Here is a 15473-nt window from a genome sequence, read left to right as displayed (position 1 = left end):
GTTGCGCCAACCACGCGTAAAGAGCCTTGCGCGGGAGGGAATGGGCACTATCGCCCGCTAGTTGCATAGTATAAGTTCGCATCGCTTTATAAGAGCAAGTTAGTAATGGGCCTCTGGGGGCGTCCATGCGTGCGCAATTGTTTTTGTGTTTGTTGGGAGCTTTCATACTTGCGGGATGCGGAACGCACGTTCCCGAGCTAGTGAGCGAGCAGGTCTTGCCGATTGAGGCGCTGGTCGCAAGCATCGATTGCGAGTTTCAGGACGCGGTCCGAACCCAGATCTATCATCGGCCCGGGCGGCAATGGCTCAGAACTTGGCAGGGTCAATATACGGTCACCCTCAAGGGTAACGAAACGGGAGGCGTCAAGCTTGCTTCCAGCACCAATCCTATCCTTCTTCCAAGAGGCTCGACCCTCAACCTGGGTGTTGGCGGCGGCGGCACGACGACCGCTAACAGAATTGCGATCCTTAAATTTAACCTCGACTTCGCGACGGTGAAGGACGGCCCCCGCTGCGAGCCGGCGCCGGCTTACGTCGCTCATCCGCTTCTCAAGGGAAGGATCGGGTTCGAGAATTGGATGGACCGCGCATTTGACGGCGCCTTGTCTGAATCCACGATATCCGCAAAAACATCGGACCTCGCGAGCATTGGCCATTCGTTTGAGTTCAGTATCGATCTGAACGCAAACGCGTCACCTTCATTTGTGATTATGCCGGCTCCTGCCACAACCATTACCCCGACGGGCACTATCGATCGTCTAGAGGACAATATCGTCGAGGTGTCCCTCGGCAAGGCCGCGGCCGGAACCGCCTCGCAAACGAAAACGACCGCGAACTACGCCAAGCTTCAGCTTGAAGCTCTTCAGGCTCTGGAAAAGGAAATTAAGGACCTTTCAGATAAGATAGGTGCTAACAAAAGGACGCTTGCAGAGAATAATGTATTTTTGCAACGAGCCGATCAGTTGCAGAGTTTCAGCGTGCCCGCGCCTGATGCGACCATTCAGGAACTCCGACCTGAGGCCAGGTCGGAATTGCTCAGGAAGCAGTCGGAAGCGCGCGAGTTCTTTGCGACGAATGCGGATAGACTGACGACGCTCAGAAGAATTCAAGCCGAAACAAATCAGGCTCAGCAAAGCCTGGACGCCAAGAAGGGACAGGTTCTCGATACGATCAATCATCCCGCTTCAACCACCGTCGTCCAGCGCACCGTGCGCGCACCTACGCCGCTGCAAGCCGACCAGAACCCGAATGTGGCGAGTACTTCCTTACAGCTCACGCTTGAGCGCCTAAACAATACGCTGCGTATCCCGGCCTTCTGAGAAGATGCACAGGGTTGGAGGAGAGGTTATTTCGAAAGACTGCTATCTGCTCACTGAAGCAGACATTGCTGGCAAGCGCCTGGTTTTTCCAGCGGATACCTTCATGGCGGCTGGAACCGATAATCCTACATATTCAAGCTGACTTGGCTCGCCGTAGGACTTCGTCAAGATCTCGGCGTTTGCGAGTTTCGTGAATCGCTCCGCAGCATCCGGTTTCTGGGATTGGCTCTTTGAGGCGCACGTCATCCGGCGCCGCCCGCGGGATCGACTGCCCGCGGCAAACGGTCAATCAATAGTGCTTGGCGTATCGCGCGGGACCGAAAGCCGAGACTTTTTGGTCTAGTTCACGAGAGCCCGGCCGGCCTCGCGGGCGCGCCTGTTCATCCACCTGTCACCGATATGTCGGGAATGGTTGCTCTTGCGGCCTGCTTCACTGAGCTGCTACACAATGACCGTGCTGCGCTGAATTATATAGTGATTTCAGTTGTTTTTGACGTTTTGGTTTAGGGGTGAGTACCCTCCCGCCCCAGCCAGGATTTATCTGGGCAAATCAATCACCTAGCACCGAAAATACGAGGAATTTCCATCGCTTACGGGCGTTTTTCATTGGCGAAAATTTCCGTGTGTTTTCAAGGCTTCCATGGCGCTGACCAGGCGAGCGCGGCGTTCGAACTGTTCCGGACGGACGTCGTTTCGGGATGCATTCTGCGGGAGCAGGATCCGGCGGGCTCTCTTGGAGGGCGGCTTACGCCAGGCAATCGTGAGCGACGGATCATCCGAGCGATCGGCCGCTTCATCTGTGTGATCTGACTTGAATCGCACGACTAGCCTGTCCGTGTGCACAACAATCCCCGCGACTAGCTGTGCGAGAGCCTCGCGGTCCCCTGGTCGTACCGCCCTGGATGTCGAACCGCTCTGTTTGCCGGCAAGATGCGCCTCCATGGATTTTATGATGGTGTCTTCGATATCAGCAGCAGGAACGCGGGGGACCGATCCTGCTGATGCGGTTCTAGCCTCGCCATGCAGGACAGGGGCCGACGCGTAGTAGCGATAGCGGATGCCAGCCTTGGTGGCATGGGTTGGAATCATTCGATGGCCGGCATCGTCATACAGCAGTCCCGTTAGGAGCTGATCAGATTTGTTGCGAACGACGGTGCGGTGCGACCATTGGGCGAGCGATTTCTGCCGGACTGCGTCGAACATCGCCCGATCCATAATCGGAGGCTGCTCGCCGGGCAGGATCTCGTTCTTGTATTTGACCTCACCAATATAGAAGTGGTTACTTAGACCTTGAAAAGTTCAGGCTTGCCGCGCAAGGATGAGGCTAAAAGCTCATGGTTCGAGACGGCGCACCGGACAGCACACGGGAGCGAGCTGCCGATGGGCTTCATCACCATGAAGGCGCAATTTGCGACTAGCCAGCCGACCGGCGAGGCATCGAATTCGAGGCTGTGTCGGCCGGCGGAGGAACCTGCATCAGAATGGTTTGGCTCGCGGATGCGATTTCAATTCCGCACTCCTGGAATCGGCGCTTCATGCGGCGGTTGAATTCGCGTTGCACGGGCCAGCGACCGCTGTCGGTGCAGCGAATCTGGCCGACGATCGACGCCATCGAGCCGTCCACCTTGTCGACGCCCCACAGTTCGAGATCGCCGCGGATCGCACTCCGGTATTCGGGCTCGTGACGCATTTCAGCAACGATGTCCTTAAGTATCTGGCCGGCGCGGTCGGTGTCTTCCTTGTAGGAAACGTTGACGCTGACGGCGGCATTGCCGGCACCGCGGCTTGAATTGGTCAGCGTCGTCACGGCGCTGAAGGGAACGATGTGCACCGAGCCGTCGGCGGCCCGCAAACGAATGGTGCGGATCGAAACGTTCTCGACGATCCCTGACAGGCCGGACACGGTGACGTTGTCACCAACCTGGACGGTATTTTCCAGCAGGAGAAACAACCCGGTAATGAGGTCCTGCACCAGTTTCTGTGAGCCGAAGCCGATGGCGATACCGACGATCCCGGCGCCGGCCAGCAGGGGGGCGACGTTGACGCCGATTTCGCTCAGCGCCGTCAAACCGACCACCGTGACGATCAGGCACAGCAGCGCCGTTCGCAGCATCGGCTGAAAGGTACGCAGTCGCGCCGCGCGCGCGAAGTGACCGTCACGCGAGAGCACATTGAGCTGGCGATCCATCAGCGCGTTGCTTGACTCCCAGATAGCCGCCGCCGCCAGCGCGGCGATGCCGATCGTCACGACCGCCGACAACAACCGGCTACCGATCTGGCCGCCGTAGAACCAGACGACGGCATCCACACCCCAGACTTCAAGCAGTGCAACGAAGCCGATGAAGGCGATGACGGCCGAGACGATTTGGCGCAGTAGCGGTAGATAGCGATTGGCGCGGGTTTCCAGGCCGTGGAAGCGCTGCAGGACGTCCGGGCTGATACGGAAACCGCGATCGATCAGGCTCAGCACCACGATGGTGGCGAGACGTGCGATCAGTGCGACCGCAATGGTGCCGACAAAATACTGCAGCAGCAGCGAGTAACCGTTGGGGATATTCAGCGCCCACACAGCCCACAGTGCGAGGTCCAATGCGATCGCAAGATAGTGCCACCCGTCGGCGACGCGATCGCGCAACCTGGCCGCTATGCCCTCGCGGCCGACCGGCGCGCGAATCGCCCGGGCGACCTGGCGGCGACACTGCAGGATGATGACGGCGATAAAGAGATGCACGATCAGCACCACCAGATGCAGCATCGCCGCGTAGCCGGCGCGATGCAAGCCCAGCAGCAGCGCCACATTCGCAAAGGCGATGCCTGATACGCCGACGGTGACGATACGCCGCGCCCAGATCTCGATATAGGCGGCGGTCTCGGCGCGAACGCGAAACAGACCGAACGGCCCCGCCAGCGCCCGCGTGACACAGATCAGCCCGCGCGACAGCGCGTAGGCATTCACGACCGCCAGGATCGCAAGCCGGGTAGTTGCGAGATCGCCGATCCCGGTACCCAACAACATCGTGGCGGCACCGACGAAGACGAGCACCGGGACCAGATCGAGCGCGAGACGTCCCAACACGAACGGCAGTCTGACCAGCGACTGCCAGGCGCGCGCCAGGCTCAGGCGCCGTTGGTGCAGTTCGGGCTCAACGATTACATCCGTCGCGGAGGATGGCGGATCGACCATGGCCAGCGTCTGCGCCGGGGCACGCGCCGTTTGAAAAAGACGGGCTTCCAGCAGCGCCACCGGCCGCTTAATGACACGGAAGATCAACCATTCGGCAGCGAGGGCGCAACCGAACACCAACGCCAGTTTCCAAGCGATATCAAGCAACTGATCATACACGGACGGATCGTTAGCGGTTCGCACGATCCAGTAATAGAACGCGGGAAAGTTCGTCAGCGTCCGCGCCATACCGGCGATCTCGTGCGAGATCTCGCCGATCTGTTCGGACACCGTCAGCAAGAGCTGTGCGCCAAGGCTGTCCGCCGTGAGTGGAATCGCAGATTGCGATTCGAGCGCGGGTGGTGCGGCCTGCGGCGAGGCATTGGCGATGGCACGCAGCGTATCGATCATCTGCGCGCGCTTGTTGTCGTCCTGAAGCGTATCGAGCGCCCGCTTCGCCTGATCGGGCGTCAGCACATCGGCCTTGTTCGTGGCCGGGGCGGCTATCTTAGTCGTGGCGCCGGTCTGCGCAAAAGCAGGGAAGGCAAACAACGCGCAGGCGAGCAAGATCGAGGGCAAGAGTTTGTGCGACACGAAGGCCCCTTTGAATATGTGCTCGACAGCAAAGCCGGACGGTATTTGCCTTAGCGCAAGCGTCATGTCGATCACTCTTTTCGCTGTTATCGTGTGTCGGAAGTCTGCCGCTGTGGCGGCTTTCTCTTGGCATTTGCCGCATCGCAAAAATGCCGCAGCGATTAATCGCCGCTACGGATCGCGAGAACCGCAGCGTTGAGAATCGGGAAGACGGCGACCACGTGCGGAGACCAAGAGCCAGCGGAAGTACTCCGATCTCGCCGGCAACCACCGCATAGTTAGGATGAAACGAAAGCCCTGCAGGACGAGATAGCCGACGAAGGCGACGAAATTCACCCGTTGATCGCGTCCGAATACCCACAGCGACACCAACCATGCTGCCTGCACCGCGACGATCAGCGGATAATGCCCGGGTGCCACCTCCACGCCGCCGCCAACGCAAGTTTAGTCGGGCACCGGGACATCGAATGTGTTTAGCGTCACTGAGACCAGACAATAGAGACCAATGAGGTAAGAGAGTTCGGCCGCGCCGTGCTTGCCGAATTGTTCGACGGCTGCGCGATAAGTCAATTCGGGCAACACGCCGCCGCTCACAAGCGCCGAGGCGAAGTCATATGCGGCAGCCTCCTGCCGCGACAGATCCGTGGGACGCTGGCCAGCGACGATGGTTGCTAATTTCTCGTCCGAGAGGCCGCGATGCTCCGCAACGATCACGTGCGCGTAGAGCTCATAGCCCGACCGAAAGTGCGAGCCAGTGACGAGAATCGCAACTTCTCTCACCGCAGCGGGAAGCGATGGTTGCGATACCATGCTTTGGTCAGGTCCCAGACGGGTTTTCCGAACTTTGGTTCGTGTATCCAGGGATTCCACGGCCCCAGTAAAGCGCCGTCGCCACGAACATTGACGAACCCTTGAAAATTGGCCGCAATGCCGAGCCTCATATCTTCGTACAGCGGCTGCTGTTCGGCATTAAGATCTGAAGGAGGAATTGTGGGTAAACGCATTCGCGAACTCCGTGGCTATTCAGTCGGGTTTGGAATTGTCTCTCGCTACGATGATGGCAAATGAAATGACGGCGGAAGTAGTGAACCGGCGACGGTGTAGCGCTGATCGCAAATCACCCATCGCGCGACTTCCCGCAAGGGCCTGCTTGGGTCGGCAGATGGCTAAGTCTTATTCGGCAAACTTCGACGTTTCTGCTCCGCATTGCATGCACTGATAAATTATCTCGTCTCTGCTGCCAAACATTCCCGGTTGGATCGTTTTGATCGCCATCGCGCGCGATGCCTGGCACTCCGAACAGTGCACCAACGCTTCGAAGCAGGTGTTGATCTTGTAGGACCGTCTTGAACTGCCTTCGCACATGGGCGACTCCAAGAGCAAGGCATGCTGTGATAGCGCGCGAGATCGAGTTGTGCGAATGGCAATTCGTCACGATCGTCATCGATATCGTTCATGACAGAGCGATCTCCGTCCGAAGGAAAGGCCTGATCGCATCGACGGAATATTTCCGGCGCATCGGTGCTGATTTTTCGTATTGCTTCGATCGCCGTCGGCGATGCCGTCCGGCGGCGCGGTAATTATACGATCATCAAGAGAAAGCTTTGCGCTGTCCGACTGGCGTCGAGATGGTTGCTAGGGCGCCCAGTCGTCCGAGAGAGCAATTAGGATGCCGAATACCGTGAGAATTGGGCAAATATGATCAGCCCATAGGGAAGATCGCGAGCGAGGTTTTTAAACGCGGCCCTGCTGATGGCGGTCTGTTTTTTTCTCTGAAATCTGTGGGCGACTCTGCTTTGACACCCGCCGAACATAGGGCGCGTAACACGGTCACGGATAATGCTCGTTTATCAGCAGCATTATGAAATTGCTTCATCAAGAGGAGCGACCTAACGCGATATCGACCTGCTGCTGTCGAGTGCCTGAGCAAGGTCAGCGCTGATGTTGACGATCTGCAGGGTTATGCCCGGCGCAGATTTGCGCGCGAGCGCGATCGAACTGGGGACGATCAGCGTACAAAAATAGTGACCAGCCGAAATGGTGAAACGCTGGCGGGTCTTGGCCGGGTCGAATATCGGGGTTGCGACCGCACTGCGGACCTCGGCCAGCGCCAGGCGCAGTCGTGGTGCAAGTTGGTGCGCGCGGTTCGTCGGCTGCAAACCCGACGGAATTCGCACGAACAAGGGATCGTCCAGCACATCCCTGAGCCGCGCGAGCGCATGGCTGAACGCCTGCGTGAGAAAAAGACGAGCCAACGCCCTGGTGACGTTACGCTCGTCATGCAGGATCTCAAAAACCCGCAGCAGATTGATGTGTCCCTCATGAACAAATTTAATGATGGCACTGAACTATATGCATTAGCATAATTAGGCCCAGGCCGCTATCTGTTTGTGGGAGCCCGCCCGAAGGCCACGTTGGAGAACCATTTCAATCATGTTGCCGGTCGACCAGAAAAAAGACCATTGCGCTGAGCGCCGTCCGCCCTTCGAGTGCACCGCATTGCTGCTGCAAGGGGGTGGCGCTCTCGGCGCTTACCAGGCTGGCGTCTATGAGGCGCTCTCGGAAGCCGGCATCCATCCGGACTGGGTGGCGGGCATCTCGATCGGGGCCATCAATTCGGCCCTTATCGCAGGCAACCCGCCGGAAAGGCGCGTTGAAAAGCTGCGCGAGTTTTGGGAGCGCGTTACCTCCGACGTCTTCGGAAGAGGAACGCAGGATTTCCTGACGTCTTTGATGAAGGGGGACTGGGTCCGAGGACTCATGAACCAGATGAGCGCTAATTCAGCCATGTTGAGCGGCGTGTCGGGATTTTTCGTGCCGCGGCTTCCGTCTCCCTGGCTTCATCCGACGGGATCGATCGAAGCGACCAGCTTCTACGATGCGTCCGGGCTGAGAGGCACACTGGAAAGCCTTGTCGATTTTGACCGCATCAATGCCCGGGAAATGAGGTTCAGCGTCGGCGCGGTCAACGTGCGGAGCGGCAATTTCGTTTATTTCGACTCGACCACCCACACGATCCGGCCCGAGCACGTGATGGCGAGCGGTGCTTTGCCGCCGGGCTTTGCCGCCGTCGAAATCGACGGCGAGCGTTATTGGGACGGCGGCCTTATCTCAAATACCCCGTTGCAATGGGTGCTGGACAGCACTCCGCGCCAGGACACGCTGGCTTTCCAAGTCGATCTATGGAGCGCCCGGGGAGATTTTCCCGGCGACATGGCCGAAGTCCAAACGCGACAAAAAGAGATCCAATATTCGAGCCGGACCCGAGCCAACACGGACCAGTTCAAGCGTGCACAGCGGATACGCAACACCGTCGCCGCCTTGCTTGAGAGCCTGCCCGACGATCTGAAGGACGAACCCAGTGCGAAGCTGCTCGGCTCCATCGCCGACCGCAAGGTCTACAACATGGTGCACCTGATTTATCGGGCCAGGAATTACGAGGGAAACTCGAAAGATTATGAGTTCTCGCGCTCGAGCATGGAGACTCATTGGCGTGCCGGTTACCACGACACGGTGCGAACGCTGCGCCATCCCGAGGTCCTGAAGCGACCTACCAACCATGAAGGCGTCGCGGTCTTCGATCTGGAGCAGGACGGCCGCGACTAGGGGACGAAATTTCAAGTTGTTGGGTCGGTGGAATCAGGAAGCCGTCTGTCCGTCACCAAACATCCACCAGGACGCGCCGGCTTTGGAGACGTCGCCGAAAGTCGGTCGCGCCAAACGAATGAAAGAAACTTCCAATGAATCTCAAAGGCAAGGTCGCCGTCGTTACCGGCGCGGCGAGTGGCATAGGTAGGGAAATCGCGCGCACCTTCTGTCGCGCAGGCGCCAAAGTTGTCTTGGCTGATCTTAATCAGGCGGGCGCCGCTGCTGCGGCGGCCGAACTCGGCGATATGGACAGCGCTATCGGCGTCGGAATGGACGTCACCGACGAGACGCAGGTAGACGCCGGCATGGCTGCAGCCGTTGCTGCTTTCGGCAGCATCGATATTTTGGTCAGCAACGCCGGTATCCAGACGGTGGGACCGCTCGACCAGTTCGAGTTCGTCAAGTGGAAGCAGCTGCTGTCGATCCATTTGGACGGCGCATTCTTGACTACCCGCGCCGCGCTGCGGCAGATGTATCGCCAAGGCACCGGCGGCAGCATCATCTACATGGGTTCGGTGCATTCCAAGGAAGCCTCAATGCTTAAGGGGCCTTATGTGACTGCCAAGCATGGCCTGATTGGTTTGGCCAAGGTGGTGGCAAAGGAGGGTGCCAAGCACGGGGTCCGCGCGAACGTCGTCTGCCCGGGCTTTGTGCGAACCCCGCTAGTTGCAAAGCAAATCCCCGAGCAAGCCAAGGTACTCGGCATCTCCGAGTCAGACGTTGTGCGAGACGTGATGCTGAAGGATACCGTCGATGGCGAATTCACTACATTGACCGATGTCGCGGAAGCGGTTCAGTTCCTCGCATCTTTTGGCTCAAATGCGCTAACAGGCCAGTCCCTGGTCGTTTCTCACGGCTGGTTCATGCAATAAGACCCGGTGCGTGCGGATCGAAGAGGAGATTTTTGCGGATTCGAGCCTCTTGATTGAGCTGGCGCCGGCGCCGCCAAAGGTGCCGTCCGGAATTTGGTTGGAATTGGTGTGGCGCATTCCGGGAACATGAAGGTATCGTTTCAGGCGGCAAGGTCAATCGGCTGATCGATGGGTTTTGTGGAGAGCGTCTGCCAGCCATCTACCTTTCGCATGTTGATCTGTCCTGATGCGAGTAGCGCCCAGAACAACATGGCGGCGGTGTCGGACGACGGCAAAACGGTTTGGGTCTTGATCCGGCGCTTGAATTCCTCGTGCAAACGCTCGATCGCGTTGGTGGTGCGTACGCTGCGCCATTGGCTCTGCGGCAGGCGGGTGAAGGTGAACAAGCGGTCTCCTGCCTCCTCCTGGCTGTCGGCAACAGCGCGATGCTTGAGCCTCCATTTGCGGATGAAGACCTTACGGCGGACCTCTATCTCCTCAGGTGTCGCCGCGTAGATCATGTCGTTGTAATCGGCGGTGATCTCGTCATACAGGCGCTCGGGGGCGTGCGCGAAAAGGTTCCTATGCTTGTGAACCGTGCAGCGTTGGACTGGCACGCCGTCCCAGACGGCGGCGATGGCCTTGTCGAGCCCCGGCGCGCCGTCGACGATGAGGAATTCGGGCTGCCGCAGCCCGCGCCTGATGAGATCGTCGAGGACCGTGCGCCAAGCCTCGGCGCTCTCGCCGCCCATGCTCTTGATCGCGAGCAGCACCTTCAGGCCGTCCGCGCGCACGCCGAGGACAACGAGCAGCGAGATCGAGGTCGCCTTGCGGTCGAGCCGCACGCGAACCACGGTGCCGTCGAGGATCAGCCGCACGATCGGATCCTCGGCCAGTGAACGGGCGTTCCAGGCATCCCAGTCGCTCTTCACCTTACGCCAGGTTCGGCTCACGGTGTCCTTGCCGACCGTCCCGCCGAACAAGGCTGCCAGTGCGCGACGCACCCGCCGGGTATTGGTGCCGGCGAGATACGTGCTGGCGATCAGCGCGTCTGCAGCGAGCGTGCGCCGCTGATAGGCCCGCAGCGCCTGGCTCTTCCATTCCGCCGTCTTGCCCTCGGAAGTGGTCAGCCGGGCGCGCGGCACCGCGATCTCGATCGGCCCGAACGTGCCCGTCAGCGACCGTGTCCGGCTACCGTGGCGGTGGCCCGCAACGCTGGCTCTTGCTTCATTGCTGGCCATCTGGCTTCGGCCGTAACGCGGCCGTGCCAGCGCCGCGTCGAGCTCACCGCGGAGCAACTCTTCGATGAACTCACGCGCCCGAGCCCGTACCTCGGTCTCGATCGGATCAAACCAGTTGTCGAAAAAATCAATAGCCTTCTCGGCCACAGGCTGCAAAGAATCAGGCCTCGTAGTATTGTTCGTCATGGCGTGGTCTCCAGTCCAGCGCTTCAACGCCGGATGATTCGAGGTTGAACACCCCGGAGACTACGCCACCCTCAATTCCTACCAACTCCGCTACGGCACGCCGCCAAAGAAATTAGCTCAGAAACGAACGAGCGACAAATGACAGTTTCTTCAGCTAACAGAACGGCGCTCTTCATCGACGGGGCCAATCTTTATTCGACCGCCAAGGCGCTCGGCTTCGATATCGACTACAAACGGCTTCTAAAGGAATTTCAGAGCCACGGCACGCTGGTGCGCGCATTTTACTACACCGCAGTCATTGAAGATCAGGAGTTCTCAGTTCGCCCGCTCCTCGATTGGCTCGATTACAACGGCTTCACCGTGGTTACCAAACCTACCAAGGAATTTATCGATGCCAACGGCCACCGGAAAGTCAAGGGCAACATGGACATCGAGCTTACAGTCGATGCGATGGAGCTTGCCGATCGCCTCGATCACATCGTGCTTTTCTCCGGGGACGGACATTTTCGCTCGTTGGTCGAAGCCGTGCAGCGACGCGGTGTTCGCGTCACGGTGGTCTCCACGATTTCCAGCCAGCCTCCATTGATCGCCGACGAACTTCGCCGCCAGGCCGACGTGTTCACCGATCTGACGGATTTGCAGTCCTATATCGCTCGGAGCCCACTCGAGCGCCCAACTCCTCGCGAAGCCAGTCTGCATTCAACGCATAACGTCCACCGGCGGACGCCCTTGAAAGGCGACCCGACACCTGGACCCTTCAAGGGTTGACGGATTCCTAAAGCGCTGCAGCCCGGCTAAGCGCTGTGAGTTGTCAGACGCACGATTGTCACCGCGTGCGAGCAGGACGCGTCACGCGGCTAACAACCTCATGGGAGCGAACGGCGCCATTGCCGCCTATCCGACTCGATCACTCGGAGATCCGCCATCTAGGCCCTGAAAGCGCTTGAGCCAATGATCTTTCACCACCCACTACTTGAACAAGGTTCACAACAACAAAGCTAGATCCTTGAAGTTTGATCCTTAACCGACCTTGGGCATTGCGAGTCGGTTCGCGCTATCTAGACCAACCCCAAGAAATCGGTCCGATGATCGTAAGTAAGACGGCTGCGTTGACTCGATCAGCGATCATCAAGTCGCGCTCTAACCAGCAAGGCCACTAAGTAAGGGAGCCTTTGGCGCGCCTGGTGGGAGTCGGCACTTTTTTGGCTTTCTTTCCGGCGCTTGCAGATGCGCTCCTCCTGTTCACGGAGCCCCGCGGTCGCAGGGTATCGGAACTCAGCTTGACAGCCTCGCGAATGAGCACCCTCAGCCATAGTGACCCGGGGTCGCCATGAACACGGCTGTGCCACAGCATCGAGAGTTCGATCATCTCCGCGTGATCCCGAGGAAAGTCGATAATCCTGATCTGCCCTGAGCTCGGGCAAGCCTCGGCGTAGCGACGTGGGACAAGCGCGACCATGTCCGTTGCAGCGGCGACGGCCATTGCGGTCTGCGCGTCATATACCATCATCGACGTTGAGGTGCGATGGGCCGATCGAGGTGAATCCGCTTCATGGTCAGTCTCCAGGATGACGCGAAACACAAGATCGTTACGTGACGGTGGTTCACGCGATTTGTCGGCCGCCCTGGCGAGGCCGATGGCAAGACGGGGCCCGGCGAGGAAGGCGGCATGGTCGAACGGTTGTTTAGCGAGAGGATGATGGGTGCCGATTGCCCACGCTTTCTCATCGTGAAACAGCACCTCGGATCGGAGGCGGGGCGGAACTTTGTCAAACGCGCCTAATGCGAGATCGACCTGCTGCTGGTCGAGTGCCTGAGCAACATCAGCGCTGATGTTGACGATCTGCAAGGTGATGCCCGGCGCAGATTTGCGCGCGAGCGCGATCAGGCTGGGAACGATCAGCATGCAAAAATAGGGACTAGCCGCAATGACAAAGCGCTGGCGGGCCTTGGCCGGGTCGAACATCGGGGTTGCGACCGCGCTGCGGATCTCGGCCAGCGCCACGCGCAGTCGTGGCGCAAGCTGGTGCGCGCGCGCCGTCGGCTGCAAGCCTGAGGGAATGCGCATGAACAGCGGATCTCCCAGCACCTCCCTGAGCCGCGCGAGCGCATGACTGACCGCTGACTGCGTGAGGAAAAGACGAGCCGCCGCCCTGGTGACGTTGCGCTCGTCACACAGGATATCAAAAATCCGCAGCAGATTGAGATCGATGTCCATCATGAACCAACGTAATGATGTTCTTGATTAATATGCATTAGCATAATCAAATTGCCGGCACTATGTTTTTAGAGTCAGGCCCGCAGGGGACGAAAAGCGGCACCAAAAATGGACATCGGCCAGCTGGGCCCGGGACTTTCAGCAGACTCTGAAGGACTACCTCAACAAGCTGAGGAGAAAGCCAAATGAGCCTATGCCTTGTACTGCTTCTCGTTGCCATCGGTATCAACTGGTGGAGCGGCTGGGAGCCTTTCACACATCCATTCCAGACGCCGTGGAGCTGACTGAAATCTCTGGGGTCATTAACAACCTTGCATGGCCCTAAAGGCAAAGGCGTTCAGCATCATTCGACTTCGCGACCCTCAAGAGCCGGCACGCTGGGCAAACGCGCCCGTGGCGAGTGCAGCCTGGAGAGCCCTTCTAATCATGCCGACAGTCAATCAAAGGAAGACCCACGACGTTCAGCATCGCCCGCCCTTCGAGTGCACTGCGTTGCTGCTCCAAGGTGGCGGCGCGCTGGCCGCCTATCAAGCTGGCGTCTATGAGGCATTGGCGCAAGCCGGTACACCGTCGTCACAAAAGCCACCAAGGAATTCATCGACGCCAGCGGCTGCCGCAAGATTTAGGGGCCACATGGACGTCCAGCTCGTGGTCGATGCGATGGAGCTCGCCGAGCACGTCGATGAGATCGTACTGTTCTCCGGCAACGGCGACTTCCGTTCGCCGGTCGAGGCGGTGCAGCGTTGCGGCGTCTGCGTCACAGTGGTCTCGGCGATTTCGAGCCAGCCGCCGATGATCGCCGACGAGTTGCGGCGCCAGGCCGGCGTCTTCACCGATCTTGTGGAGCTGCAGTCCAAGCTCGGCCACGATCCGTCCGAACACCCCGGCTCCGCACGGTCCCAGTCCATAACGCTGCAATGCGTACGGAGGCGGGCGCCTAGAGCCGGCTAGATATGTACTCACTCATACTTCAGGTCGGCGGACCGGGCGGGGGATTCGTTGATGTGCCCGATATGGATGGTCGGCAACGGTGTCGGGACTGAATTTGATTTGGTGCCTTCGCGTCGTTCCGATCGATAAGGATGTGCTGATGATCGTTTCTGCTCTTCGCAGCATGGTGTTGTTGGGCTTACCGCTGTTGTTGGCTTCGCCGGCAATGGGACAGGCTGGCCCGGGAGCGCCTCCGGCTGTCGGCGTAATTTCCGCACAAAAGCGTCCGATGGCGGAAAGCACGGAAATCAACGGTCGCATTCAGGCGCCCCAACGCGTCAACGTGGTGGCACGCGTAACTGCCTTTATGAACGAACGGCTGTTTGCCGAGGGCGCAGACGTTAAGACCGGCGATCTCCTCTACAAACTCGAGCGCGCACCCTTTGAGGCCGATGTGGAGGCCAAGCAGGGCGCGGTGGCCCAGGCCCAGGCGCAACTTGAAAACGCCAACGTCACACTTAGTCGGGCGCAGGAACTGCTGGAGAAATCCGCAGGCACGCAGGTCGCCGTTGATAGCGCGCTTGCCGCAAAACGTACGCTTGACGCTCAGTTGCAATCCGCCCGGGCCCAGCTCCATCAATCCCAGATCAATCTCGACTACACCGAAATTCGTTCGCCGATCGATGGCCGGATCGGTCGCACCGCGGTCACGATCGGAAATGTCGTCAGCCCCACGACCGGTGTTCTTACGACGATTGTCGGCACCGACCCGATGTATGTGGTGTTTCCGATCGCTGTGCGCCGCGTGCTCGAACTGCGTGATCGCTTTGCAGATAAAGGTGGATTCGATGCGGTGAAGATCCAGATACGTCTGCCAAACGGCAAGATGTACGGTCAGGTAGGCAAGCTGGATTTTGTCGATGTCAACGTGGCGCAGGATACAGATACGATCATTTTGCGAGGAACCATTCCTAATCCCGTCATACCGGCCAGCTCAGGTAGCTACGGCGCAGTCCAGGAACTTCAAAACGACGAGTTCGTCACCGTTCTGCTTGAAGCAGTCGAGCCCCTTCAGGTTCTCGCGGTGCCGCGGGCAGCGATCTTGTCAGATCAGCAAGGTGATTATGTTTACGTTGTCGACGCCGGAAACATCGCCCATCAGCGCCGCGTGCGCCTTGGTCAATCGACACCGGAAGTAGCAGCCGTTGCTGATGGCCTCAAAGAGGGGGAGCAAGTGATCGTCGACGGAATTCAGCGCGCCCGGCCCAACGCTGCGGTCGCGCCGGCACCGGCCGCCCCCGCACCCGGACGGAGCTGAGATCC

General features: G+C 59.2%; 13 protein-coding genes and 1 pseudogene. 7 read left to right on the top strand and 7 right to left on the bottom strand.

The window, feature by feature from the left end:
• Window positions 1-125: 125 nt before the first annotated feature.
• A complete protein-coding gene (locus NL528_RS39535; RefSeq protein ID WP_309179745.1) occupies window positions 126-1319 on the top strand; it encodes a hypothetical protein in 1194 nt (397 codons plus the stop codon).
• Window positions 1320-1922: 603 nt separating this feature from the next.
• Here the strand turns inward: NL528_RS39535 and NL528_RS39530 are convergent.
• From NL528_RS39530 to NL528_RS39510, 5 genes and pseudogenes are all read right to left on the bottom strand, one after another.
• Window positions 1923-2522 carry a hypothetical protein gene (locus NL528_RS39530; protein WP_309179744.1) on the bottom strand — a complete coding sequence of 200 codons (600 nt, stop codon included), beginning with the start codon at window positions 2520-2522 and terminating at the stop codon, window positions 1923-1925.
• 211 nt (window positions 2523-2733) lie between these two features.
• Window positions 2734-5076, bottom strand: coding sequence for a mechanosensitive ion channel domain-containing protein (locus NL528_RS39525; RefSeq protein WP_375144106.1), 2343 nt, complete (start codon window positions 5074-5076; stop codon window positions 2734-2736).
• 171 nt (window positions 5077-5247) lie between these two features.
• Entirely contained in the window at window positions 5248-5502 is a 255-nt protein-coding gene (locus NL528_RS39520) for a hypothetical protein (protein ID WP_309179742.1), read from the bottom strand.
• Between the two features lie 18 nt (window positions 5503-5520).
• A pseudogene (locus tag NL528_RS39515) lies at window positions 5521-6080 on the bottom strand (carboxymuconolactone decarboxylase family protein).
• An 885-nt stretch (window positions 6081-6965) separates the two neighbouring features.
• The gene (locus NL528_RS39510; RefSeq protein WP_375143938.1) at window positions 6966-7331 is read right to left on the bottom strand and encodes a hypothetical protein; all 366 of its coding nucleotides are present in this window, start codon (window positions 7329-7331) and stop codon (window positions 6966-6968) included.
• On the opposite strand from NL528_RS39510, the gene NL528_RS39505 reads away from it, so the two are divergent.
• The 3 genes from NL528_RS39505 (at window position 7296) to NL528_RS39495 (ending at window position 9596) form a co-directional block, all read left to right on the top strand.
• Complete coding sequence (locus NL528_RS39505) at window positions 7296-7442, top strand: hypothetical protein (protein WP_309179740.1); 147 nt, start codon at window positions 7296-7298, stop codon at window positions 7440-7442. The two genes, NL528_RS39510 and NL528_RS39505, sit on opposite strands and share 36 nt — an antisense overlap.
• Before the next feature lie 67 nt (window positions 7443-7509).
• Entirely contained in the window at window positions 7510-8682 is a 1173-nt protein-coding gene (locus tag NL528_RS39500) for a patatin-like phospholipase family protein (protein ID WP_309179739.1), read from the top strand.
• 134 nt (window positions 8683-8816) lie between these two features.
• The gene (locus NL528_RS39495) at window positions 8817-9596 is read left to right on the top strand and encodes a 3-hydroxybutyrate dehydrogenase (protein ID WP_309179738.1); all 780 of its coding nucleotides are present in this window, start codon (window positions 8817-8819) and stop codon (window positions 9594-9596) included.
• A 140-nt stretch (window positions 9597-9736) separates the two neighbouring features.
• Here the strand turns inward: NL528_RS39495 and NL528_RS39490 are convergent, their stop codons facing one another.
• Window positions 9737-11002, bottom strand: a complete 1266-nt coding sequence (locus NL528_RS39490; RefSeq protein WP_309179737.1) for an IS256 family transposase — start codon at window positions 11000-11002, stop codon at window positions 9737-9739.
• Between the two features lie 138 nt (window positions 11003-11140).
• Between NL528_RS39490 and NL528_RS39485 the strand changes: the two genes are divergently transcribed.
• The gene (locus NL528_RS39485) at window positions 11141-11770 is read left to right on the top strand and encodes an NYN domain-containing protein (protein WP_309179735.1); all 630 of its coding nucleotides are present in this window, start codon (window positions 11141-11143) and stop codon (window positions 11768-11770) included.
• Between the two features lie 388 nt (window positions 11771-12158).
• Here the strand turns inward: NL528_RS39485 and NL528_RS39480 are convergent, their stop codons facing one another.
• Window positions 12159-13223, bottom strand: coding sequence for a LysR family transcriptional regulator (locus NL528_RS39480; protein ID WP_309179733.1), 1065 nt, complete (start codon window positions 13221-13223; stop codon window positions 12159-12161).
• 423 nt (window positions 13224-13646) lie between these two features.
• Between NL528_RS39480 and NL528_RS39475 the strand changes: the two genes are divergently transcribed.
• Window positions 13647-14171 carry an NYN domain-containing protein gene (locus NL528_RS39475; RefSeq protein WP_309179732.1) on the top strand — a complete coding sequence of 175 codons (525 nt, stop codon included), beginning with the start codon at window positions 13647-13649 and terminating at the stop codon, window positions 14169-14171.
• 139 nt (window positions 14172-14310) lie between these two features.
• Window positions 14311-15468, top strand: a complete 1158-nt coding sequence (locus NL528_RS39470) for an efflux RND transporter periplasmic adaptor subunit (protein WP_309179731.1) — start codon at window positions 14311-14313, stop codon at window positions 15466-15468.
• Window positions 15469-15473 lie beyond the last annotated feature (5 nt).

Origin of the sequence: Bradyrhizobium sp. Ash2021 (assembly GCF_031202265.1) — a bacterium.
Lineage (GTDB): Bacteria > Pseudomonadota > Alphaproteobacteria > Rhizobiales > Xanthobacteraceae > Bradyrhizobium.
The sequence above is the reverse complement of the archived record's forward strand: the minus strand, read 5'-3'. Positions and strand labels throughout refer to the sequence as shown.